This is a genomic window from Variovorax sp. AC194, assembly GCF_979257995.1.
On sequence record NZ_OZ409823.1, the window covers coordinates 6,276,548 to 6,299,137 of the forward strand.

The window sequence follows — 22,590 nt, forward strand, 5'->3', positions numbered from 1 at the left end:
ACGCACGAGCCGCGGGTTGAAGCAAACGCAGGGGCGCAAGCGCCTCTAGGTGATTCGCGTAGGCATGGTCAGGCGTGCCTCCAGTCCGCCTTCGGGGCGGTTCTGCAGCTTGAGCTCGGCGCCCATCGCCATCGCCAGCTGGTGCGCGATGGCCAGGCCCAGGCCCGTGCCGCCGGTGCTGCGGTTGCGCGAGCTCTCGACGCGGTAGAAGGGCTTGAGCACCGCGTCCAGCTCGTCGGGCGGAATGCCGGGGCCGTTGTCGACGACGGCGATGGACAACTGCCCGTCGCCGGGTTGCACGCGCACCCGCACATCGCTGCCGAAGATCAGCGCGTTGTCGATCAGGTTCATGACGATGCGGCGCATCGCGTTCGGGCGGCCCACGATCGGCGCGCCCGCCTTGCCTTCCAGGTGCACCGTCTTGCCGGCGTCCTCGTAGTCGGCCTGCATGCTCTCCAGCAGCGCATCGGCGTCCATGCGCAGCGGCGGCTCGGTGGCGCCGTGCAGGGTGCGCGCATAGGTCACGCCTTCGCGCACCAGCGAATTCATCGCGTCCAGGTCCTGGCGGAACTTGGTGCGGTCGTGTTCGTCGTCCATCATCTCGGTGCGCAGCCGCATCCGCGTGATCGGCGTCTGCAGGTCGTGCGAGATGGCCGCGAGGATTTCCACGCGCTCGGACATGTAGCCGCCGATGCGTTGCTGCATCGCGTTGAAGGCGCGCGCGGCGTGCGCCACCTCGGTGGGGCCTTCTTCCGCGAGCTTCTGCGCCTTGAGGTCGGGGCCCAGGTCGTCGGCCGCGGCGGCCAGCTCGGCCAGCGGCCGCGTGACCAGCCGCACGGCGAACCAGGCGCACACGGCCAGCACCAGGAGCTGTATCACCAGCACCCACATCACCCAGCGCGAGACCGGCATGCCCACCCGCATGGCATGCACCACCACGGAAGAGCCGTCGGAGAGCCGCACCTGGATCTGCAGGCCCTCGGGCGGCCGGGGCACCTGTCCGACCTTGACGATCTCGAACGGGCGCATCGCCTCGACGATGGCGGTGGCGAACTGCTGCGACAGCAGCGACTGGGGCGCCACGCCCTCGGCCATGCCGCCCAGCACGAAGCGATAGTTGCGCCGCTCCAGCTTCTCCAGCCAGGCGGGGCGCTCGGCGGCGGGCAGGCGGTCGAGGATGGCGACCGAGCTGGCGATGTCGCGCTCGATGCCGGTCATCATCAGCTCGCGCATCGCCATGTCGCGCTCGTAGCGGATGGCGGCGAAGGTGAGCAGCTGCGCGATCGCCAGGCCCACCACGATGATCAGCGTCACGCGGGCGAAGAGCGATCGCGGCACCAGCCGGCGCAGGCTGCCGGCGGTGCCGGCAGCAGGAGGAGTCACGACGGCGACGGGGCTGGCGGGTGTGGACATGGCCTCGTTTATAGACCCCGGCCTGGCCGGAAAGCCCATCGCATGTATCGCAGTGTGTTCAGCAGCAAGAAGCGACATGGAACATTACCCGTTCGGCCCCGTTGTACGTCCGGTCAGACCACGTTGATGGTCACGTCGATGTTGCCGCGCGTGGCCTTGGAGTACGGGCAGGTCTGGTGCGCCGCGTCCACCAGCGACTGCACGACATCGCGCTCGATGCCGGGCACGCTGACGTTCAGGCGGGCCTTCAGGAAGTAGGCGCCGTCGGTGTTGGCCAGGTCCACTTCGGTGTCCACGGCCAGGTCGGCGGGCAGCTTGACCTTGAGCTTGCCGGCGGCCAGGCCCATGGCGCCGATGAAGCAGGCGGACCAGCCGGCGGCGAAGAGCTGCTCGGGGTTGGTGCCGGTGCCCGGGCCGCCGGGGGACGAGAGCTTCACGTCCAGGCGGCCGTCGCTGCTGGTGGAGGCGCCGTCGCGGCCGCCGGTGGTGTGGGTCTTGCCGGTGTAGAGGATCTTTTCGGTGGAGGTCATGGTGTTTCCTTGGAAGGATTGGTTGGGAACGAACCGGATTGTTGGGCCGCCCCCGCCCCCTCGACGCACCTTGCGTATGTCTCTGTATCTGCCGGAGAAACTCACACAGTACGTTTCACGGCCGGGTGGATTTCAGGCGGCGTCGCGCGGCCGCGTGCGCATTTCGCTGGCCAGGTTTTTCCACGGCAGCTGCGACGGATCGGCGATGAAGGGGCCAGGCGAGCGCACCACGAGGATCTCTTCGGCAATGGCCGCGAAGTCGGCGCGAAAGTGCACCGAGCTCTTGTTCACCAGGATTTTCATCTGCTCGGGCGCGATGCCGACGGTGCGGTACATGTTGCGATCGAGCAGCTGCGCCTTGGCCGAGCTCACCGCGATGCGCACGCCGCCGATGCGAAGGCACGCCATCGGCCCGAGGTCGGAGGCCTTGCCGTTCATCATCGGACCGCCGTAGACGAACTTGCCGTCGGAAAGCGCCTCGACCTGGAACGCCCCGCGCAGCGGCGCATCGCCCTCCACCTGCGGGCAGCCACCGAGGCCGATGTCAATCCACGCGCCCACGCCCGCTTCGTGCGCGGCCGCCGCGGCGGCAGGGTCGCAGATGAGGCCGAGCGCCGCGTCCTGCGCGCCGTGCCTGAGCAGCGCGCGCAAGAGGCCCGTGGTGTTGGAGTCGCCGCCGACGCCGGGGTTGTCCTGCGTGTCGGCGAGGATCACTGGGCGCGTGGCCGTCTCTGCGACCTGCATCGCGCGCAGCACCGCGGCATCGGGCTCCTCGAAGTGCACCGCCCATTGGTGCTCGGGATGGCAGATGCGCGAGAACAGCGCATCGACGGCGCGCTCGATGCGCGCCGCGTCGAAGCCGTAGCCCCACACCACCGGGCCGCACTCGGCGAAGTCGGAGGCCGGAAAGCCCGGCGCGAACGACAGCGAGAGCACGCCCTCCCGCTCCGGCTCCTCCAGTTCTTCGAGCAGGTCGTACATGCCGCGCGCGGGCTGCATCATGGTGGACATGCTGTTCACCGGAATGAGGAACGGCACGCGCCGTGCCACGCGGTGCGCCGGCCTGTCGCTGCCGCTGAGCGCGAGCAGCAGCTCGCCGGCGCGACGGCCCGTGTCGGCCATGTCGATGTGCGGATAGGTGCGGTAGGCCACGAGGCCATCTGCGAGCGAGAGCATCTGCGTGGTGACGTTGGCATGCGAGTCGAGCGAGACCACGATCTTCATCCGCGGCCCCACCACCGCGCGGATGCGCGCGAGCAGTTCGCCTTCGCCATCGTCCAGGTGCTGCGCGACCATCGCGCCGTGCAGGTCGAGGTAGATCGCATCGAACGACGCCGTCTTCACAGCCTCCACGATCTCGCCCGCGATGCGCTCGTAGGCATCGGTGGTCACATGCGCCGAAGCGCCCGCGCCGGCCCAGATGACGGGCGTGACGGCGTGCCCCTTCCCGCGCACGAAGTTGATGAAGCCGCTCGCGGGCAGGTTCACGTTGAGCAGGTCGAAGAACCCTTCTCCGCGCACGAGCCCCGGGAAATCTTCGCCGCGCACGAAGCTGTCGTACGACGCCACGGTGGGCGCGAAGGTGTTGGTCTCATGCTGGAAACCGGCGACGAGGATGTTCATCATCATTGGGCAGTCAGTTGAATGGAACGGGCCATCTTCTTGAACTTCTCCGTCTCCTGGACGTAGAACTTCGCCGAGTCGGCAAGGGGTTGCGGCTTCATCGGCACGGTGCCCGAGAGCGCCAGCGCCTTGACCATCTCGGGCGACTGGATGGCCTGCTGCGAGGCCTCCAGCAGCACGCGAAGCCGGTCGTCCGGAATGCCGGCTTTCGACATCACGGCCAGCCAGATGGAATGCACGAACTCGCTCTTCCTGGCGATGCCGCTCTCGGAGATGGCGGGCACGTCGGGCAGCGTGCGCATGCGCTGCGTGTCCAGCACGTCGATGGCCTAGATCTTGTGGCTCTCGAGCAGTTGGATCGACGCGCCCAGGTTCGGCAGGATCGTGATGTCGATCTGCTGGCCGACCAGGTCCTGCATCATCGGCGTGGCGCCCTTGTAGGGCACGTGCAGCAGCTTGGCGCCCGTGGTCTGCGCGAGGTACTCGGAGACGATGTGGTACATCGAGCCGTGCCCCGGGCTGCCGAAGGTCAGGCTCTGGCTGCCGGGCTTCTTCGCGGCGGCGATGAGCTGCTCCAGCGACGCATACGGCAGGTCGTTGCGCGCCATCACCACCAGCGGGTGCGTGGAGATCGGCGCGATCAGCGCGAGCTCTTCGGGCTTGTACTTCGCCGATGCGTTGGACAGCGGCGCAAGGATCGCCTCGTTGGGCGAACCCATGATGAGCGTGTAGCCGTCGGCCGGCTTGGCGAGGAGGCGCTGCACGGCGAGCGCGCCGCCCGCGCCCGGCAGGTTCTCGATGATGAGCGGCTGGCCAAGCGCCTTCGCCATCGACGGCTGCATGGCGCGCGCGAGCACGTCGGCCGGGCCGCCGGGCGGGAACGCGACGAGCATGGTCACCGGCTTGGACGGGAACGTCTCCGCGGCGAGCGCCGGGCCGGCGGCCGTCGCGTTGACGAGCAGCGCGGCGGCAACGGCGGCGAAGGCGGCGAGGCCCGCGAACGCGCGGGCGATGGGGGTCTTCGGAATGTCTCTCATGGGGTCCTCTTCTTTCCAGACGGCGTGGGGGCGATGGACGCGGGGAATCGCGTTGGACAAATTGTTCGGCGTAGCATCTGTTCGAGCAACAGCAACTTTTTGACCACTTCGTTGCCCATCGGGCAACGCTTGCGAGGAGCGAACGCCATGCGCGACATCAACCAGAAGCGGCTGAAGTACTTCCACGAAGTGCTCGTGCACGGCTCCATTCGCGGCGCGGCCGATGCGCTGAACACCGCGCCTTCGGTCATCACGCGGCAGGTGGCGTTGCTGGAAGAAGAGTTGGGCCTGCTGCTCTTCGAGCGGCAGGCGCGCGGCGTCGCGCCGACCGACGCGGCCTTTCACCTGCTCGAGTACTGGCGCGGCTGCCAGGCGCACCAGGAGCAACTGACCGAGCGGCTGCGCGCGATCGAGTCGATGGATGCGGGCACGGTGCGCATCGTTGCGAGCGAGGGTTTCGTCGACGGGTTGCTGGCGCAGGTGGTGGCGCCGTTCTGCGCGGCGCACCCGAAGCTCTCGGTGGTGCTCGATGCGCTGCCCGCGAGCGAGCTGATCGCCGAGGTGGTGAGCGACGCGGCGCACATCGGCCTGGCCTACAACCCGCAGTCCGATGCGCAACTGCAATTCGTCGCGAGCGCCGCCGCGCCTGCGAAGCTGCTGGTCCGCGCAGGGCATCCGCTCACGAAGATCGCGGGCCCGCTGCAGATACGACAGATCGCCGGCTACCCGCTGGGCCTGATGCCGCCGGGCTACGGCGTGGGGCGGCTCGTCGAATTGCTCGAATACGCGGAGCACGTGAAGCTGCACCCCAGCCTGCGCAGCAACTCGGTGGTCGGGCTCAAGCGCTTCGTGCGGTCCACCGACGGCGTGACCTTCATCGGCGCGGGCCTCGCGGCGGCGCCGGAGATCGAGGCGGGGCACCTCGTCGCGCTCGATCTCGCGCATCCGCTGTGCAAGTCGGCGCAGGTGCGGCTGATGGTGCGCCAGGGGCGGCCGTTGCCGGTGGCCGCCGAGCGGCTGCTCGCGGAGATACGGCAGGGCTTCTCGGTGTTCGCAAGCGCGCGCACGCCGAAGAGGAAAACACGCCGCCGTTGAAACGTAGTGTGTGGATTTCTCGCGTCGATACACAGGCATACAGCCTTCGGATCGCCGAGGGGAAGCGCGGCCAAAGATGCGCCCGTCCGTTCATTCGGGCGGCCCGCAAGGCCTCTTCGCTTCATCCTCACTCGACGAAAGATCACCATGTCTTCTGTGTCTCCAGCGCCCACGCGGCGCCACTTCTTCGCCACCACCGCCGTGGCGGGTGCCGCCGGTTTCGGCCTGCTTTCCACGCCGGCGTTCGCGCAGGGCTCGGGCGCCGCGGCCACCGGCGTTCCCGCCACGACGAAGCCCCGCGCGCCGACCGGCGACACGTCGATCCGCCCCTTCCGCATCCACGTGCCCGAGGCCGTGCTCGTCGACCTGCGCCGCCGCATCCAGGCCACGCGCTGGCCCGACCGCGAGACGGTCAATGACCAGACGCAGGGCGTGCGGCTGGAGAAGCTGCAGCCGCTGGTGCGCTACTGGGGCACGGGCTACGACTGGCGCAAGGTGGAGAAGCGCCTCAATGCCCTGCCCCAGTTCATCACCGAGATCGACGGCCTCGACATCCAGTTCGTGCACGTGCGCTCGCGCCATGCGAACGCGATGCCGCTGGTCATCACGCACGGCTGGCCGGGCTCGGTGATGGAGCTCCTGAAGGTCATCGGACCGCTCACCGATCCGACGGCGCACGGCGGCCGCGCGGAAGACGCGTTCCACCTCGTGCTGCCCTCGATGCCCGGCTACGGCTTCTCGGGCAAGCCGCAAAGCACGGGCTGGGGCGCGGACCGCATCGCGACCGCCTGGGACCTGCTGATGAAGCGCCTGGGCTACACGCGCTACGTGTCGCAGGGCGGCGACTGGGGTTCGGTGGTGGCCGACAAGATGGCGCGCCAGGCGCCGCAGGGGCTCCTGGGCATCCACGTGAACATGCCCGCGACCGTGCCGCCGGACGTGGCCAAGGCGCTCAACAACGGCGAGCCCGCGCCGGTCGGCCTCTCGGAGAAGGAGAAGGCCGCGTTCGCATCGCTCAAGTACCTCTACACCAAGGGCGGCGGCTACGCGGCCATGATGGTGACGCGCCCGCAGACCCTGGGCTATGCGCTGGAAGATTCGCCCGCCGGGCTGGCCGCCTTCTTCTACGACAAGTTCAACGAGTGGACCTACAGCGGCGGCGATGCCGACAAGGCCTTCACCCGCGACGAGATGCTGGACGACATCACGCTCTACTGGGTGACGAAGACCGCCACCTCGGGCGCGCAGCTCTACTGGGAGAACAACGCCAACAACTTCAACGCGGTCGATATCTCGATCCCCGCGGCGGTGACGGTGTTCCCCGGCGAGATCTACCGCGCACCCAAGAGCTGGACCGAGCGGGCGTACCGCAACCTGATCTATTTCAACGAGGTGGACAAGGGCGGGCACTTCGCGGCGTGGGAGCAGCCGGAGCTGTTCGCGGTGGAGATCCGGGCCGCGTTCCGGTCGCTGCGCTAGCGGCATGACGGGGCGGGGGCGCGCGAAACATAGTGTCGCGCCCTCCGCCTGCGGATACTTGCGCATACAAACCCCCGGCCCGTTCGCGGCAGGCGGGATACATTGCGGCTGCGGCGCACTTCACACCTCACCCACTGCCATGACCCCAAAGACCTCCGACCACATCCTCATCGTCGACGACGACCGTGAGATCCGCGAACTGCTCACGACCTACCTGGTCAAGAACGGCCTGCGCGTGGTGGCGGTGCCCACCGGGCGGCACATGCGCGCGGCACTGGAGGAGTCGGGGCCGTTCGACCTGATCATCCTGGACCTCATGCTGCCGGGCGAAGACGGGCTCACGCTGTGCCGGGACCTTCGCACCGGCAAGTACAAGGCCACGCCGATCCTGATGCTCACCGCGCGCAGCGAGGAGGCCGACCGCATCCTGGGCCTGGAGATGGGCGCCGACGACTACCTGGCCAAGCCTTTCTCGGCGCGCGAACTGCTCGCGCGCATCCGCTCGGTGATGCGGCGCACGCGCATGCTGCCGCCGAACATGGGTGCGGTCGAGCCCTCGCAGAAGCTCGCGTTCGGCGACTGGCACGTGGACACGGTGGCGCGTCACCTGCTGGACGACAGCGGCACGATGGTCGCGCTCAGCGGTGCCGAGTACCGCCTGCTGCGCGTGTTCCTGGACCATCCGCAGAAGGTGCTCAGCCGCGACCAGCTGCTCAGCCTCACGCAGGGCCGCGAGGCCGAACTCTTCGAGCGCTCGATCGACCTCCTGGTGAGCCGCCTGCGCCAGCGGTTGCGCGACGATGCGCGCGAGCCGCGCTACATCAAGACGGTGCGCAGCGAAGGCTATGTCTTCGCCTCGGCCGTCGAAGCGCGGGACGACTGAGCGCCGCCCCGCTGCCGCTTCATCCGGCGCGCCGCGCCGAGAGCAGTTCCCACGTTGCTTCGGCGAATTCCTTCGGTGCTTCTTCGGGCAGGTTGTGCCCGGCGTTCTCGACCACGCGGTGCGAGCGCGGGCCGGTGAACTTCGCCGCGGTCGATGTGCCATCGGTGGCCGGCACCACGCCATCGGCCTTGCCGTCGAGCGTGATGGTGGGCACCGAGATGGCGGGCAGCGCCGCGAGCCGGCGCTCGACCTCCGCATACACCGCATGGCCGTCCGCCGCGCCAAGACGGTGGCGGTACGAATGGATCACCACGTCGACGTAGTCCGGGTTGTCGAACGCGGCGGCGTGCCGGGCGAGCGTGGCGTCGTCGAAATGCCAGTTCGGCGAGTTGCGCAGCCAGATGGTCCGCGCGATCTCGCGGCGGTTGGCCACGAGCCCGGCGCGGCCGCGCCCGCTCAGGAAGTAGTGCTGGTACCAGATGCCCGATTCGACCGACGGCGCGACCGGCAGGCTCGCCTTCGCGATGTCCTGGACCAGGTAGCTGTTGACCGACACGAGGCCTGCCACGCGCTCGGGCCACAGCGCCGCCGCGACGCAGGCCGCGCGGCCGCCCCAGTCGTAGCCGGCGAGCACCGCGCGGTCGAGCTTGAGCGCATCCATCAGCGCGACGACATCGACCCCGATGGCCGCCTGCTGCCCGGAGCGCGGCGTCGCGCTGTCGATGAAGCGCGTGGGCCCATGGCCGCGCAGGTATGGAACGATCACGCGCGCGCCGCGTGCGGCGAGCATCGGCGCGACCTCCACGAAGCTGTCGACCGAGTAGGGAAAGCCGTGCAGCAGCAGCACCGGCGGCCCGTCGGTGGGCCCGGCTTCGAAGTAGCCGACATCGAGCACGCCGGCCTTGATCTGGCGCACCGGCCCGAGCTGGAAGGCCGCGCCCGCGTGGGCCGTGCGCATCGACGCGAACTGCGCGGCGACGACGCCCGCGGCGGCCGTGGCCAGGAAGCCGCGGCGGTTATTCTGGATCTCTTTGAACATGGAGGTGCTTTCTTCCCGCGTCATGCGCGGGCGCGTTTTCGGGGACCCGCGAACTCGCGGGCCGTGATGCATTGGCAGCTCACCGGGTTGCGGACTTCGTGCGCGAAGCCACCGGCGAAGAACAGGAGCGCGAACCAGAGCTTCTTCACATCACTCTCCGGCGGCAGCAGCCGAAGTGACCGGAGATGGCGACGGCTCGGCCAGCAGCGCCTGGATCTTTTTCTCGGTCGTGCCGTAGCTGCCTTCGCCGAAGTGCGAATAGACGATCTTTCCCTGCTTGTCGATCAGGTAGATCGCGGGCCAGTACTGGTTGTTGAAGGCCTTCCAGGTGCCGTAGCTGTTGTCCTGCGCCACGGCGTGCTGGATCTGCAGGCGCTTGATCGCGTCCTGCACGTTCTTGGTGGACTTCTCGTAGGCGAACTCCGGCGTGTGCACGCCCACGACGACCAGGCCCTTGTCCTTGTACTTCGCGTTCCAGTCCTTGACGTAGGGCAGGTGGTTCAGGCAGTTGATGCAGGTGTAGGTCCAGAAGTCCACGAGCACGACCTTGCCGCGCAGGTCCTGCAGCTTCAGCGGCTCGGAGTTGAGCCACTTGTCGATGTTCTGGAATTCGGGCGCCTGCTGCGCGGCGCTCGCGGGCACGTCGCCGCCGGGCGGCGGCGCGGCGAATGTGAGAACGGCCACGGAGGCCGCGATCGCCGCAACGGCGAGAACTGCATTGGATCGGATGCTCATGGCGATTTCCTTGAAGGAGAAGAGTCGGGTGCGAAAAGAACGAGCGGATTGTTCGGCGCGCACGCCCCTTCGGGCCCGCATCGCGTATGCCTGTGTGTATGCGGGGCCGGCCGAACACACTACGTTTCACAGCGGGACGGCGCCCTGCCTCTTTCGGGTGGGACCGGAACTCTCGAACTTGGCCTACAGACACCCGCCGGGCGAGCGCGGAAGGTCGGGCCATGACACATCCGATCGAACTCATCATCGATGAGCCGGTGCCCGGTTCGTTTGTCTGGCGGCTGCTTGAGACCGATGCGAACGGCGCGAACCCGACCGTGCTTCGCAGCGCTTTCGACCCCGCCGACAGCTACGAGGCCGCACTGGCTTCGGGGCAACGCGCCCTGCACAGCGAAATACGCAACATTGCCGCCGGCGCGCACTGAAGCGCGGCGGCTTCGCCAGCTCCGCTGTCCCTTCTGCCGGGGCGGCGCACACATGCGCATGCGCTCGGCAAGAGCGCGTCAGCATGTGCTTACGGATGGTTCCCGAGGCGTCCTACCGCCCGCGCATCGCCGTTTCCTAGGATGTTTTCCAGGCGCCGGACCCGATGTCACAACCAACACCGGCGTCAAGGAGATGACCATGCAAAAGTTCCTGTGGATCTGCGCGACCGCCTCGTGTCTCATGGCGCTTCCGGCGCATGCGCAAACGACCCCGCCGCCCGCGGCGACGATGGACCCCGCCGTGGCGGAACTCAAGGCCGGCCGCGACAAGATCGCCGCCGACTACAAGGCCGACAAGGCCGCCTGCGATGCGATGAAGGACAACGCCAAGGATGTCTGCAACGAGGAAGCCAAGGGCAAGGAAAAGATCGCCAAGGCCGAGCTCGACCAGAAGGTGCGCCCGAGCGACAGCAACGCGCGCAAGGCGGCCGAGGCCAAGGTCGAAGCGGCCTACGACATCGCCAAGGAAAAGTGCGACGACCAGAAGGGCGACGCCAAGTCCGCTTGCGTGAAGCAGGCCAAGGCCGAAGAGAGCAAGGGCAAGGCCGACATCAAGGCGATGAAGAAGTAAGCGTTGCGGCAGCGCTCGCGCCATGGCGGAATTGCCGGGGCGTGACGCCGATCTGCTGACGGAAGCGCCGGCTGAAATAGTCGGCATCGCTGAAGCCGCATTGCAGCGCGATGTCGCCGATGCGAAGGCTCGAGGTCAGCAGCAGTTCCTTCGCGCGCTCCAGCCGCCGCTCGGTGACCAGTTCGGTGAAAGTGCGGTCGGTCTGCTTCTTGAGCAGGTGCGCGAGGTAGTTAGGCGAGAGCATCGCCGCAGCCGCCGCGTCGTTGAGCGAGATCTCTTCGCCGAGGTGCTCGCGCACGTAGCGCATCACGCGCTGCAGCGCGTCGCGCCGTGAGCTGCGTCCGCTGTGACGCGCGGCCTGTTCGCGCAACGGTGCTTCGTGCCGCTGGCAGGCCAGCGAGATGAGCTGCAGCAGGATGCCGCGGATCGCGCCGACCGCTGCGAAACCGCGCTCGCGATTGAGCGCCGAGAGTTCGTCGAGCCAGCGCAGGATGCGTGCGAAATCCGCCTCGTCGAATGCAAAGTCGACGTACTCCTGGAACAGGAACGGCGCGAGTTCGGGATGCCGTGCGACAGGCACCTCCTCGAGGTCCAGCGGCTCGACGGCCAGTTCGGGCCAGAGAAAACCTTGGTCGAAATTCACGATGGCATAGCGCGCACCCACGGGATGCGGCACCACATGCACGCGGTACGGCAGCACGAAGCTCAGGTGCCCCGCGCGGAACGTGCGCACCGCGCCGCCGACGAGCTGCTGCCCGCCGCCCTCGATGCTCACCTGGATCTGGAAGTACTCGTGCCGGTGCGGGCGCGCGAGCACATCGCGCGCGCCTTCGAAGCGGATGTCGAAGTCCAGATGGTTCGCACGCTCCTGCATGCCGTAGAGGCGGGAGCTGGAAGGGGGCGCCGTCATGGCGCGATGGTACCGAGCGCGGCGGTGGCCTCGAACATGTTGCCTGTGTCCTGTTTTTGCGTAGATGCGTGCGGCGCGGCGGCCGTGTGCCACACCAGAATCTTCCAGGATCGATCGATCGCTTTCAGACTCAACCAGAAGGAGACAGACCCATGTCCAGCCCATCCTCGCGCCGCGGCCTCCTGGCCGGTTCGGCCGCCATGGCCACCGGCGCCCTCGCCGGCTGCGCGCTGCCCGCGGGCGCCGCGCGCACGGCGCCCACGCCGTTCGACGTGTCCGCATCGACGGTGCCCATCGTCGGCAGCGAACAGGTCTTTCCGGTGCGCCGCATCTATTGCATCGGCCGCAACTACGCCGCGCATGCGCGCGAGATGGGCTCGGACCCGACGCGGGAACCGCCCTTCTTCTTCCAGAAACCGGCCGACGCGATCCAGGTCGTGACGCCCGGCAAGGTGGCCGACCACCCCTACCCCACGCTCACCAAGAACTACCACTACGAGGTGGAGCTGGTCGTCGCTCTCGCCAAGGGCGGCCGGAACATTCCGGCGGCGAGCGCGCTCGACCATGTGTACGGCTATTCGCTCGGCCTGGACATGACGCGCCGCGACCTGCAGCGCGAGATGGGCGACCAGAAGAAGCCGTGGGAAATCGGCAAGAGCTTCGACCACTCGGCGCCCATCGGGCCGATCCATCCGGTGGCGAAGGTCGGCCATTTCGCGGACGGCGCGATCTGGCTCAAGGTGAACGGCGAAACCAAGCAGAACGCCACGCTCAAGTACATGATCTGGTCGGTCGCCGAGCAGATCAGCCGCCTGTCGCAGGCCTTCGAACTGATGCCCGGTGACATCATCTATTCGGGCACACCCGAGAACGTGGGGCCGGTGGTGCGCGGCGACCTGATCGAGATCCACATCGACGGGCTGCCGAACCTGTCGGTGCGGATCGTCTGAGCCCGAACGCGCCTACTTGCGCGCCTTCTCGATCTCGGCCATCAGTTCCTTGACGGTGGCTTCGCCCACCGAGGCCGAGTACTTGTCGATGACGGGCTTGACCTTCGCGCGGAGCTTGGCCATTTCTTCGGGCGGCAGTTCGGAGACGGTCATGCCCGCTTTTTTGAGCGCATCGAGCGCGCTGTCGGCCGCGCCGCGCGAAGCCTGGCGCTGGAACGCGGTCGACTCGGCGGCGGCGTCGGTGATGATCTTCTTCTCTTCTGCGCTCATGCCGTCCCACGTCTTCCTGCTGATGAGAAGTGCCTGCGGGTTGTAGATGTGGCGCGTCTGGGTGATGTACTTCTGCACCTCGGCGAACTTGGACGAGAGGATCGTGGTGTTCGGGTTCTCCTGCCCGTCGACCGCCTTCTGGTCCAGGGCCGGATAGAGCTCGGGGAACGGCAGCGGCGTGGCGTTGGCGCCCAGCGCGCTGAAGAGATCGATGTAGATCGGCGACTGGATGACGCGGATCTTCAGCCCCGCGATGTCGTCGGCCTTCACGATCGGCCGCTTGCTGTTGGTGAGGTTGCGAAAGCCCAGGTCCCAGTAGCCCAGGCCGTGCAGGCCCCTGTCCTCGAGCTTGGCCATCAGCTTCTGGCCGAAGGGGCCGTCGGTGACGGCATCGGCTTCCTTGCCGCTGTTGAAGAGAAACGGAAAGTCGTAGGCCGCGAACTCCTTGACCTGCGCGGAGAGGATGCCGGCGTTGAGCACGGTGATCTCGACCGTGCCGCCCTGCAGCGCGGACACGGTCTGCAGATCGCCGCCGAGCGAGCCGCCCGCGAACAGCTTCACCGTGATCTTGCCGCCGGATTTCGCGGCGACGATGTCCGCGAATTTCTGCGCGCCCTGCGCCTGCGGATGGCCGGTCTGGTTCTGGAACGCGAACTTGAGCGTGCGCTCCTTGACCTGCGCGAACGCGCCGCCGGTGGCGAACAGGGCCGCGGCCGCAACGGTGGCCAACAGCAGTTTCCGCATCGAACGTCTCTTCATGGCTTGTGTCTCCTTTTATGTGAGCCGACCTAGGCTCTTTTCTTGAATAGCGCCGATGCGCCGCTGGCACGCGCGACGTCTTCGGCGGTCTGAAGAAGCGCCGGTCCGAGCGCCTCCATCCGTTGCGGCGTCAGGCGGCTGAGCGGCCCCGCGATGGTGACGACGCCGATGGCCGTGCCGTCGGCGCCGAGCACCGGCGCGGCCATGGCCGTCATGCCCGGCGCGAACACTTCGTTGATCATGCTGAAGCCGCGCTCGCGCGCGGCCTTCACGTAGGCCATCACGGCCTTCAGGGATGTGGGCGCCTTGGGGCCGTAGTCCTGCGGCGTGCCCAGTCCTTTTTTCGCGACGAGCACGGTGGCGGCGTCCTCGCTCATCGTCGAGAGCCATGCGTGGCCGGCCGCGCTGCACGAGAGATTGACCGACAGGCCCATGTCCGGGTCGTAGCGCAGGCCCCGCGTGGCGCCCTGCGCCTTGGCCACGAAGGTCAGGTCGTCGCCATCGACCACGCCCAGCCGCACCAGCTCGCCCGCGGCCGAGGCGAGCTCGTCGAGCAGGGGCTGCGCGATGTCGACGATGCCCGAGCGGCTGAGGAACGCGAGGCTGATCGAGACGAGCTTGATGGTCAGCACATAGTGCCCATCGCGCGGGTCCTGCCGCACGTAGCCGCAGCGGATGAGTTCCGTGAGCAGGCGGTGCGACGCGCTCAGCGGAATCTCCAATTCGCTTGCCAATGTGGAGAGCGCACAGCCCTCCGGATGTTCGGCCAGGTGTTCCAGCACCTTGAAGCTGCGCTCCAGTATCCCGCTCATATCGCTCTCTCCGAATTCGTTTCACAGACACCGGCGATCTTGCCCGGCGCAAGCCTAACAGATGGAAGGAAGGGATTTCCATAGTGGAAACGCTTTCCAAGCAAATCTATGATCGCGCCCAGTCCGGTTTTTCCATCTTTGCTGAGGACCCCCTCGTGAAACTTCTTCGTACGCTTGCCATCGCCAGCTTCTGCGTCGGCCTCGCCGCCCCGTCGTGGGCGCAGCAGGATCGCGTGATCCGCTTCGGCCACCTCAATAACGCCGACCATCCCGTGAGCTTCGGCGTCAAGCGATTCGCAGAACTGCTCGCGGCCAAGAGCGGCGGCAAGATGAAGGTCCAGGAGTTCCCCGCCTCCCAACTGGGCAACGAGATGCAGCAGCAGTCGGCCCTGCAGGGCGGCGTGCAGCAGATGTCGGCGCCGGCCACGACATCGCTCGCGGGCATCGTCAAGGAGTTTGGTCTTGTTGACTTTCCGTTCTCGGTGAATTCGTTCGCGCAGGCTGATGCGTTGCTCGACGGGCCGCTCGGGCAAGCGCTGATCGCCAAGCTCCCCGAGAAGGGCCTCGTCGCTCTCGGTTACTGGGACCTGGGCTTTCGCAACGTCACGAACAGCAAGCGCCCGATCACCAAGCCCGAAGACCTCGAAGGCTTGAAGATCCGCGTGATTCCGAACCCGGTGTTTCTGGAGACCTTCAAGGCCTTCAAGGCCAACCCGGTGCCGATGCCTTTTGCGGAGCTCTATGGCGCGCTCGAATCGAAGGCGGTCGATGGCCAAGAAAACCCGTACGCCGTGATCCTCTCGAACAAGTTCTACGAAGTGCAGAAGTTCGTGAGCGCCACGAACCACGTCTACGCGGCCAACATCGTGCTGGTGAGCAAGAAGTTCTGGGACTCGCTCACGCCCGCCGAGCAGAAGATGATGAACGACGCGGCCAATGAGGCGCGCGGTTATCAACGCCAGGTCAGCCGCGCAGCAGCGCAGAAGGCCGTCGGCGACCTGCAGGCCAAGGGCGCGCAGTTCAACGAGCTCAGTCCCGCCGAGCAGGCCCGCATGCGCACCATCGCCCAGCCCGTCATCGACAAGTTCGCCGCGCAGTACGACCCCGCCACCGTCAAGCTCTACAACGCCGAACTCGCACGCATCCGCAAGTAAACAAGCCAGCCCCTCACCGAAGCTCCCCATGAAGATCCTCGTCCTCCACGGCCCCAACCTCAACCTGTTCGGCCGCCGCGAACCCCACATCTACGGCAAGACCACGCTCGCCGAAATCAACGCGCAGCTGCAGGCGCTCGCGGGCGAACTCGGCGTGACGCTGGAGACGATCCAGTCGAACCACGAAGGCGACCTGATCGACTTCCTGCACACGCACATCGACGATGCGCAGGGCGCGCTGGTCAACCCGGCGGGCCTCACGCAGCACGGCGTGCCGCTGCACGACGCGATCAAGGCGATGCCCTTCCCCACCATCGAGGTGCACATGTCCAACATCGCCGCGCGCGAGGCGTGGCGCGCGCACTCGATCATCTCGCCGGCGGTCAAGGGCACGGTGCAGGGGCTCGGCCCGCTGTCGTACCTGGCCGCGCTGCGCGCGCTGGTGGAGATGCAAAGAACAGCCTTGGCCGCGGCCGCGCCATGAACCGCTGGATCGATCGCTGCTGCACCGGCATCGAGGCGCTGATCGCGGCCGCGCTCGCGGTCATGGTGGTGCTCGTGTTCGGCAACGTGGTGCTGCGCTACGGCTTCAACTCGGGCATCACGATGTCCGAAGAAGTCTCGCGCTGGCTCTTCATCTGGATGACCTTCCTGGGCGCAGTGGTCGCGCTCAAGGAGCACGGCCACCTGGGCGTGGACATGGTGGTGCAGAAGCTGCCGCCCATCGGCAAGAAGATCTGCCTGGCCGTGGGCCACGTGGTGATGCTCTACATCGTGTGGCTGCTGTTCCAGGGCAGCGTCGCGCAGGCGCGCATCAACTGGGACGTGACGGCACCGGTCACCGGCGCGTCGATGGCCATCGTGTACGCCTCGGGCGTGGTGTTCTCGGTGCTGGCCGGCTTCATCCTCGCGCTGGACCTCTTGCGCCTGCTCATGGGGCGCATCGCCGAGAGCGATCTCGTGATGGTGCAGGAGTCCGAGGAAGCGGTGCAGCTGCAGCAGATCCTGGGTTCGCAGCAGGACGGGACCCCGGGAGCGCGCAAATGACCATCCTCGTCTTTGTCGGCTCCCTCCTTCTTGCCATGGCGATGGGCATCCCCATCGCGTTCGCGCTGCTCGCAAGCGGCGTGGCGCTCATGTGGCACCTGGACCTCTTCGACGCGCAGATCCTCGCGCAGAACGTGATCGGCGGGGCCGACAGTTTTCCGCTGCTGGCGGTGCCCTTCTTCATGCTGGCCGGCGAGATCATGAACGTGGGCGGCCTTTCGAAACGCATCGTCGACTTCGCGCTCGCGGTGGTCGGCCATGTGAAGGGCGGCCTGGGCTACGTGACCATCATGGCCGGCTGCCTGCTCTCGGCGCTCTCGGGTTCGGCCGTGGCCGACGCCGCGGCGCTCACCGCGCTGCTGCTGCCGATGATGGTGAAGGCCGGCCACGACAAGCCGCGCGCGGCGGGCCTCATCGCGGCCACGGGCGTGATCGGGCCGGTGATTCCGCCGAGCATCGGCCTCGTGATCTTCGGGGTGGCGGCCAACGTGTCGATCTCCAAGCTGTTCCTCGCGGCCATCGTGCCGGGCCTCTTGATCGGCGCGGCGCTGTGGTTCACCTGGGCGTGGCTCGTGCGGCGCGAGAAGATCGTGCCGCCGCCGCGCAAATCGTCGGCCGAGATCTTCGCCACGTTCCGCAAGGCGACCTGGGCGCTGATGCTGCCGGTGATCATCCTCGTGGGCCTGCGCATGGGCGTCTTCACGCCGACCGAGGCCGCGGTGGTGGCCGCGGTGTATGCGCTCTTCGTCTCGACGGTGATCTACCGCGAGATCACCTGGCGCGATCTCTACGGCATCTTCGTGAGCGCGGCCAAGACCAGCGCGATCGTGATGTTCCTGATCGCCGCGGCGATGGTGAGCGCCTGGCTCATCACGGTGGCCGACCTGCCCTCCAAGATCGTGGGCCTGCTGGAGCCCTTCATGGGCAACCAGATCCTGCTGATGGTGGCGATCATGGTGATCGTGATGGTCGTGGGCACCGCGATGGACATGACGCCCACCATCCTGATCCTCACGCCGGTGCTGATGCCGGTGGTGAAGGCCGCGGGGATCGATCCGGTGTATTTCGGCGTGCTGTTCATCATCAACAACTCGATCGGGCTGGTGACGCCGCCGGTGGGCACGGTGCTCAACGTGGTGGCCGGCGTCGGGAAGATATCGATGGACGACGTCACGCGCGGCGTGGTGCCGTTCATGATCGCGGAGTTCGCGATCCTGTTCGTGATGGTGGCGTTTCCGCAGCTGGTGATCGCGCCGGCGCGGTGGTTCGGAGGCTGAGATGCGGCGCGTCCCTCTGTGCGCCATGCGGCCCGCGTGGCTGGCCGCCCTCGCGCTGCTGGTGGGGGTGCAGTTGCCCGCCGTCGCGCAAGACCCAGAGCGCGAAGTGCTGCCCGAGCAGCGCCAGGCGCTGGCCTTCGTCTCGCCCACCGGCCTCGTGCCGCTCAACGGGAAGATGCTCTTCAGCGCCTTCCACATCGCCTCGGGCCAGGAGCTGTGGATCACGGATGGCAGCAGCGCCGGCACGCGCATGCTGAAGGACATCCGCCCCGGCTTCCGCGGTTCTTTCCCTGCAGGGCAGACGCTGTTCAAGGGCCACGTCTACACGACGGCCACCGACGGCGCGAGCGGCCTCGAACTCTGGCGCACCGACGGCACGGCCGCGGGCACCACGCGGGTGATCGACCTGCGGCCCGGCGAGGAAGGCGCGATGCCGAGCGAACTCACGGTGTTCCGCGACGCGCTGTACTTCGTCGCGGACGACGGCAAGACCGGGTTCCAGTTGTGGAAGACCTCGGGCACGGCGGAAACGACCACGCGCGTTTCGTCGATCGACGCGGGGCCGCGCGCGGTGGCGCGGCAGCTCACGGTTGCGGGCAAGCGCCTCTTCTTCACCGCGACCACACGCGAGCACGGCCACGAGCTTTGGGTCACCGAAGGAACGCCGGAGACCACGCGTGTGGTGAAGGACGTTCGTGCGGGCCCCGAGGACGCGGGCATCCAGTCGCTGACCGCAGTGGGCGACGACCTCTACTTCACCGCGCACGATGGCGAGCACGGCATCGAGCTGTGGAAGAGCGACGGCACCGAACGCGGCACGCGCATGGTGAAGGACATCCGGCAAGGCGCATCCCCTTCGCGCCCTTCGCACCTGGTCGCGGTCGGCCGCACCCTGTACTTCGCGGCGGACGACGGCGTGCATGGCACCGAGCTCTGGAAGAGCGACGGCACCGAAGGCGGCACGACGCTGGTGAAGGACATCCGCGCGGGCTCGGGCGGTTCCATCTCGAGCCCGTTCGCAACGATGGGCGGCCGCGTCTACTTCGCTGCGACCGATGGTGCGTCCGGCGCGGAACTGTGGCGCAGCGACGGCACCGCCAAGGGCACCGTGCGGGTGAAAGACATCGCACCGGGGCCAGAGAGCGGATCGCCCGCGCGCTTCGCGGCGATCGGCTCGGCACTGTGGTTCTCCGCGAGCGGCGGCGGCGCGACGGGCGTCGAGCCGTGGACCAGCGACGGCACCACGGCCGGCACGCGCGCGGTCGCCGACGTGGCGGCCGGTGCGCGCAACGCGCTGCCGCTGGGCTTTCGCGCGCTCGGCGATGCGGTGCTCTTCGCCGCCGACGACGGCCACGGCAACGAGCGGCTGTGGACGCGCCGCAAGGACGGCCGCGTGGCGCTGATCGGCGATCCGCTCAAGGAGCGCTTGCGCTGAAGGCCTGCGTGTTCGCGTAGTCGCGTAACGCCTGCTGCATCGCGGCGGCGAGCGCGGGATGCGTGGGGTCGTGCCCCGCGCCCTGTGCCCATTGCAGGGTGGCCCGGCCGTGCAGGATGTCCGCGAGCGCCTGCGCGCCTTGCGGTGGACACAGGGCGTCGCGCGTCCCGTGCACGATGAGCGTGGGGACGGCAGGCAGCGCGGCGCATCGCTCGAGCAGCGTGGGCGCGTCGAGCCAGCATCCGTGGCTCAGGTAGTGACTCTGCACACGGTAGCGCGACACGAGCCGTTGCAACGCAGCGTCATCGCCCGGCGGTGCGGCACTCCCGCCTGACATGCGCTGCTCCCAGTCGAACCAGCAGCGCGCGACATCCCGCTGCCGCTCCCACGTTCCGTGCGCGAAGATGTCCGCGAGCACCGTCGTGATCGGGCATTGCCGGCGTTCTGCTTCGTTCCACAGCGCTTGCCATTCGCCGCCGCCATGCCGCGCGGTCTCTGCGAAGAAATCGTGGATGTCCGAACCGCGTGCGAGGAACACGTTGCGCAGCAAGAGCCCCGCAACGGCGAATGGTTGGTCCAGCGCATGCAGCAGCGCCAGCGTGGCGCCCCACGATCCGCCGACCACCAGCCACCGATCGACCTGCAGATGATCGCGAATGCGCCGCAAGTCATCGAGCAGGTCGGCGAGCGTGTTGTGTGCGATCGATCCCGCGGGTGTGCTGCGGCCCGCGCCGCGCTGGTCGGGACAGATGATGCGGTAGCGCGTGGGATCGAAGTGACTGCGCAACAGCGGCGAGCTCCCCGAGCCGGGCCCGCCGTGCAGCACCAGCGCGGGCAGCCCGCGCGGATTGCCGTGCTCCTCGACGTGCATGACATGGCCACCGCTCAACGGCAACCGATGGACGATCGTCATGTGCGGGCCGGCTCAGCCGCGCGCATTGGCATCGGTGCGAAAGACGAGTTCGCCCGCACGCCGCGCGCCCGGCACGAAGCGGATCGGCGTGCCGGCATCGCGCGGGTCGGCCGCCGCGGCGACCATCGCCTCGACCTCTGCATGCCGCGGGCTTTTCGGGCACACCGGGTCCGTGGCGGCCGCATCGCCAGTGAGCAGGAACGCCTGGCAGCGGCAGCCGCCGTGGTCCTTCTCCTTGTCTTCGCAGCTCTGGCAGGTGCTGCTCATCCAGCCGGTGCCGCGGTAGGCGCCGAACGCGGGGCTCTCCTGCCAGATCTCGCGGATGGAGTGATCGCGCACGCTCGGAAAGTCGAGCCCCGGCAGCATGCGCGCGCTGTGGCACGGCAGGGCCACGCCATCGGGCGCGACCACGAGGAACACGCTGGCCCAGCCGGCCATGCAGGGCTTGGGCTTGCCCTCGGCGTAGTCGGGCACGACCCAGAGGATCTTCATGCGGCCGTCCAGCCGCGGCCGGTGTTCGTCGACCACGGCTTCGGCGGTGGCCAGCGCCGCGCGCGTGGGCATCAGCATCTCGCGGTTGCGCCAGGCCCAGCCGTAGTACTGCACGTTGGCCAGTTCGAGGAAATCGGCCTCCATCGACTCGGCCATCTCGATGATGCGGCCCACGTGCGGCAGGTTGTAGCGGTGCATCACGCAGTTCAGCACCATGGGGTAGCCCAGGTCCTTGATCGTGCGGGCCACGCGCTGCTTGAGGTCGAAGGTCCTGGTCGAGCTGAGGAAGTCGTTGAGTTCGCGGCTCGAATCCTGGAACGAGAGCTGGATGTGGTCGAGCCCCGCCTTCTTGAGCGCCTCGGCGCGCTGCGGCGTGAGGCCCACGCCCGAGGTGATGAGGTTGGTGTAGAAGCCCAGGTCGTGCGCCGCCGCGACGAGCTCCGTGAGGTCGTCGCGCACCAGCGGCTCGCCGCCCGAGAAGCCCAGTTGCACCGCGCCCATCGCGCGTGCTTCGCGGAACACGCGAATCCATTCGTCCGTGCCGAGCTCGTTGCCGTACTGCGTGTAGTCGACGGGGTTGGAGCAGAACGCGCAATGCAGCGGACAGCGGTAGGTCAGCTCCGCGAGCAGCCACAGCGGCGGCTTCGCGGCCACCGCGCGCTGCTGGAGGTCACCGGACCCAGTGGCGTCCATGGGCCTGCTCCAGGAACTCGATCACGTCGGCGCGCAGGCCGGCTTCGCCGAAGGTGGTCTCCAGGTCGGTGACGAGCGCGGCCACGGAGGTCTTGCCGTCGCAGCGCTTCAGGATCTCCGCGGCCGGTCCGTTCAGCTTGATCATGCCTTCGGGAAACAGCAGCACATGGCATTGCTGCGCGTCCTCCCATTGCAGCCGATACATCGTGGCGAGCGACGGTTGCGCGCTGTCGGTCCATTGCGTCATGGCTGCTGCTCTTTCGCAAGATCGTCGGGATAGGCGCGCTCGATGGCATCGAGCATGGCCCAGAGGATGTCCAGCTTGAAGCCCAGGATCTGCAGCGCGCGCTCTTGCCGCTCGCGCGTGGTGCACCACTGCATCGCGACCTCCAGGCCGTGCTCCACGTCGCGGTCGGCCAGCGGAATGCGGCTGCGGAAGTAGTCCAGGCCCGAGGTGTCGATCCACGGATAGTGCGTGGGCCAGCCCGCGAGCCGGTCCTTGTGGATGCGCGGCGCGAACATCTCGGTGAGCGAGGAGATCACCGCCTCTTGCCACGGCGCGGTGCGCGCGAAGTTGACATACGCATCGACTGCGAAGCGCACGCCGGGCAGCACCAACGCATGCGATTCGAGCGTCTCGCGCGCGAGGCCGGTGGCGATGCCCAGGCGCGTCCAGATCTCGATGCCGCCCGCGTTGGCGCCTTCATGGCCGTCATGCCCGTCGTGGTCGAGCATGCGCACGACCCAGCGCCGGCGCGTCGCGCGATCGTCGCAGTTGGAGAGGACGGCCGCGTCCTTCACCGGAATGCGGCATTGGTAATAGAAGCGGTTGGCCACCCAGCCGCGCACCTGGAACGGTTGCAGTTCGCCCGCGTTGAGGCGGCGATTGAACGGGTGATGGCTGTGGTAGCGCGACTCCATCGCGCGCAGGTTCGCTTCGAAGACCTGCGGAGACCACGCGTCCTGGTGCTGTAGCTGCGTCACGTGT

At 67.8% G+C, this 22,590-nt stretch carries 23 protein-coding genes and 1 pseudogene; 11 read left to right on the plus strand and 13 right to left on the minus strand.

All coding sequences use genetic code 11. The annotated features are described in order from the left end of the window. Positions 1-45 precede the first annotated feature (45 nt). The 4 genes and pseudogenes from ACZYRS_RS29685 to ACZYRS_RS29700 all read right to left on the minus strand — a co-directional run bounded on the left by ACZYRS_RS29685 (position 46) and on the right by ACZYRS_RS29700 (position 4,603). Positions 46-1,413 (minus strand): ATP-binding protein, encoded by a 1,368-nt coding sequence (locus ACZYRS_RS29685; RefSeq protein ID WP_463422083.1) that lies wholly within the window; start codon positions 1,411-1,413, stop codon positions 46-48. Positions 1,414-1,526: 113 nt separating this feature from the next. After that, the gene (locus ACZYRS_RS29690) at positions 1,527-1,943 is read right to left on the minus strand and encodes an organic hydroperoxide resistance protein (protein WP_198786415.1); all 417 of its coding nucleotides are present in this window, start codon (positions 1,941-1,943) and stop codon (positions 1,527-1,529) included. A gap of 132 nt (positions 1,944-2,075) precedes the next feature. Further along, the gene (locus ACZYRS_RS29695) at positions 2,076-3,566 is read right to left on the minus strand and encodes a M81 family metallopeptidase (protein WP_463422084.1); all 1,491 of its coding nucleotides are present in this window, start codon (positions 3,564-3,566) and stop codon (positions 2,076-2,078) included. Between the two features lie 2 nt (positions 3,567-3,568). Beyond that, positions 3,569-4,603 (minus strand): annotated as a pseudogene (locus ACZYRS_RS29700) (tripartite tricarboxylate transporter substrate binding protein). Between the two features lie 147 nt (positions 4,604-4,750). Between ACZYRS_RS29700 and ACZYRS_RS29705 the strand changes: the two are divergent. From ACZYRS_RS29705 to ACZYRS_RS29715, 3 genes are all read left to right on the plus strand, one after another. Then, a complete protein-coding gene (locus tag ACZYRS_RS29705) occupies positions 4,751-5,698 on the plus strand; it encodes a LysR substrate-binding domain-containing protein (protein ID WP_463422085.1) in 948 nt (315 codons plus the stop codon). A gap of 147 nt (positions 5,699-5,845) precedes the next feature. Further along, positions 5,846-7,177, plus strand: coding sequence for an epoxide hydrolase family protein (locus ACZYRS_RS29710; RefSeq protein WP_463422086.1), 1,332 nt, complete (start codon positions 5,846-5,848; stop codon positions 7,175-7,177). Positions 7,178-7,316: 139 nt separating this feature from the next. Next, positions 7,317-8,060: a response regulator gene (locus ACZYRS_RS29715; protein ID WP_013539189.1), complete on the plus strand. Its 744-nt coding sequence runs from the start codon at positions 7,317-7,319 to the stop codon at positions 8,058-8,060. A 19-nt stretch (positions 8,061-8,079) separates the two neighbouring features. On the opposite strand, the gene ACZYRS_RS29720 is transcribed toward ACZYRS_RS29715, so the two are convergent. Both ACZYRS_RS29720 and ACZYRS_RS29725 read right to left on the minus strand, forming a co-directional pair. Further along, complete coding sequence (locus tag ACZYRS_RS29720; protein ID WP_463422087.1) at positions 8,080-9,099, minus strand: alpha/beta fold hydrolase; 1,020 nt, start codon at positions 9,097-9,099, stop codon at positions 8,080-8,082. A 150-nt stretch (positions 9,100-9,249) separates the two neighbouring features. Then, positions 9,250-9,834 (minus strand): thioredoxin family protein, encoded by a 585-nt coding sequence (locus ACZYRS_RS29725; RefSeq protein ID WP_463422088.1) that lies wholly within the window; start codon positions 9,832-9,834, stop codon positions 9,250-9,252. Between the two features lie 221 nt (positions 9,835-10,055). On the opposite strand from ACZYRS_RS29725, the gene ACZYRS_RS29730 reads away from it, so the two are divergent. Together ACZYRS_RS29730 and ACZYRS_RS29735 are read left to right on the plus strand one after the other, a co-directional pair. After that, entirely contained in the window at positions 10,056-10,259 is a 204-nt protein-coding gene (locus ACZYRS_RS29730; RefSeq protein WP_198786422.1) for a hypothetical protein, read from the plus strand. Between the two features lie 199 nt (positions 10,260-10,458). Continuing rightward, a complete protein-coding gene (locus tag ACZYRS_RS29735) occupies positions 10,459-10,890 on the plus strand; it encodes a hypothetical protein (protein ID WP_463422089.1) in 432 nt (143 codons plus the stop codon). Here ACZYRS_RS29735 and ACZYRS_RS29740 read toward each other — a convergent pair. Then, the gene (locus ACZYRS_RS29740; RefSeq protein WP_463422090.1) at positions 10,871-11,800 is read right to left on the minus strand and encodes a helix-turn-helix transcriptional regulator; all 930 of its coding nucleotides are present in this window, start codon (positions 11,798-11,800) and stop codon (positions 10,871-10,873) included. The two genes, ACZYRS_RS29735 and ACZYRS_RS29740, sit on opposite strands and share 20 nt — an antisense overlap. A 152-nt stretch (positions 11,801-11,952) precedes the next feature. Between ACZYRS_RS29740 and ACZYRS_RS29745 the strand changes: the two genes are divergently transcribed. Next, entirely contained in the window at positions 11,953-12,750 is a 798-nt protein-coding gene (locus ACZYRS_RS29745; protein ID WP_463422091.1) for a fumarylacetoacetate hydrolase family protein, read from the plus strand. A 12-nt stretch (positions 12,751-12,762) separates the two neighbouring features. On the opposite strand, the gene ACZYRS_RS29750 is transcribed toward ACZYRS_RS29745, so the two are convergent. Together ACZYRS_RS29750 and ACZYRS_RS29755 are read right to left on the minus strand one after the other, a co-directional pair. Further along, positions 12,763-13,779, minus strand: coding sequence for a TRAP transporter substrate-binding protein (locus ACZYRS_RS29750; RefSeq protein WP_463422092.1), 1,017 nt, complete (start codon positions 13,777-13,779; stop codon positions 12,763-12,765). A gap of 29 nt (positions 13,780-13,808) precedes the next feature. Next, positions 13,809-14,591: an IclR family transcriptional regulator gene (locus ACZYRS_RS29755; RefSeq protein WP_198786426.1), complete on the minus strand. Its 783-nt coding sequence runs from the start codon at positions 14,589-14,591 to the stop codon at positions 13,809-13,811. Positions 14,592-14,746: 155 nt separating this feature from the next. Between ACZYRS_RS29755 and ACZYRS_RS29760 the strand changes: the two genes are divergently transcribed. The 5 genes from ACZYRS_RS29760 to ACZYRS_RS29780 are packed head-to-tail and all read left to right on the plus strand — an operon-like array spanning position 14,747 to position 19,504. Next, the gene (locus ACZYRS_RS29760; RefSeq protein ID WP_463422093.1) at positions 14,747-15,745 is read left to right on the plus strand and encodes a TRAP transporter substrate-binding protein; all 999 of its coding nucleotides are present in this window, start codon (positions 14,747-14,749) and stop codon (positions 15,743-15,745) included. Between the two features lie 28 nt (positions 15,746-15,773). Beyond that, positions 15,774-16,229: a type II 3-dehydroquinate dehydratase gene (locus tag ACZYRS_RS29765; RefSeq protein ID WP_307602025.1), complete on the plus strand. Its 456-nt coding sequence runs from the start codon at positions 15,774-15,776 to the stop codon at positions 16,227-16,229. Next, complete coding sequence (locus tag ACZYRS_RS29770; protein WP_463422094.1) at positions 16,226-16,792, plus strand: TRAP transporter small permease; 567 nt, start codon at positions 16,226-16,228, stop codon at positions 16,790-16,792. Before ACZYRS_RS29765 ends, ACZYRS_RS29770 begins: the two co-directional genes overlap by 4 nt. Continuing rightward, complete coding sequence (locus ACZYRS_RS29775) at positions 16,789-18,069, plus strand: TRAP transporter large permease (protein WP_198789777.1); 1,281 nt, start codon at positions 16,789-16,791, stop codon at positions 18,067-18,069. The genes ACZYRS_RS29770 and ACZYRS_RS29775 overlap by 4 nt, the downstream gene beginning before the upstream one ends. 1 nt (position 18,070) lies before the next feature. Then, positions 18,071-19,504, plus strand: a complete 1,434-nt coding sequence (locus ACZYRS_RS29780) for an ELWxxDGT repeat protein (RefSeq protein WP_463422095.1) — start codon at positions 18,071-18,073, stop codon at positions 19,502-19,504. Here ACZYRS_RS29780 and ACZYRS_RS29785 read toward each other — a convergent pair. The 4 genes from ACZYRS_RS29785 to pqqC are packed head-to-tail and all read right to left on the minus strand — an operon-like array spanning position 19,485 to position 22,586. Then, entirely contained in the window at positions 19,485-20,417 is a 933-nt protein-coding gene (locus ACZYRS_RS29785; RefSeq protein ID WP_463422096.1) for an alpha/beta fold hydrolase, read from the minus strand. The genes ACZYRS_RS29780 and ACZYRS_RS29785 overlap by 20 nt on opposite strands. A gap of 12 nt (positions 20,418-20,429) precedes the next feature. Then, complete coding sequence (gene pqqE / locus ACZYRS_RS29790) at positions 20,430-21,602, minus strand: pyrroloquinoline quinone biosynthesis protein PqqE (RefSeq protein WP_463422097.1); 1,173 nt, start codon at positions 21,600-21,602, stop codon at positions 20,430-20,432. Continuing rightward, the gene (gene pqqD, locus ACZYRS_RS29795; RefSeq protein ID WP_463422098.1) at positions 21,580-21,849 is read right to left on the minus strand and encodes a pyrroloquinoline quinone biosynthesis peptide chaperone PqqD; all 270 of its coding nucleotides are present in this window, start codon (positions 21,847-21,849) and stop codon (positions 21,580-21,582) included. Before pqqD ends, pqqE begins: the two co-directional genes overlap by 23 nt. Continuing rightward, positions 21,846-22,586: a pyrroloquinoline-quinone synthase PqqC gene (gene pqqC / locus ACZYRS_RS29800; protein WP_463422099.1), complete on the minus strand. Its 741-nt coding sequence runs from the start codon at positions 22,584-22,586 to the stop codon at positions 21,846-21,848. The genes pqqD and pqqC overlap by 4 nt, the downstream gene beginning before the upstream one ends. Between the last annotated feature and the right edge of the window lie 4 nt (positions 22,587-22,590).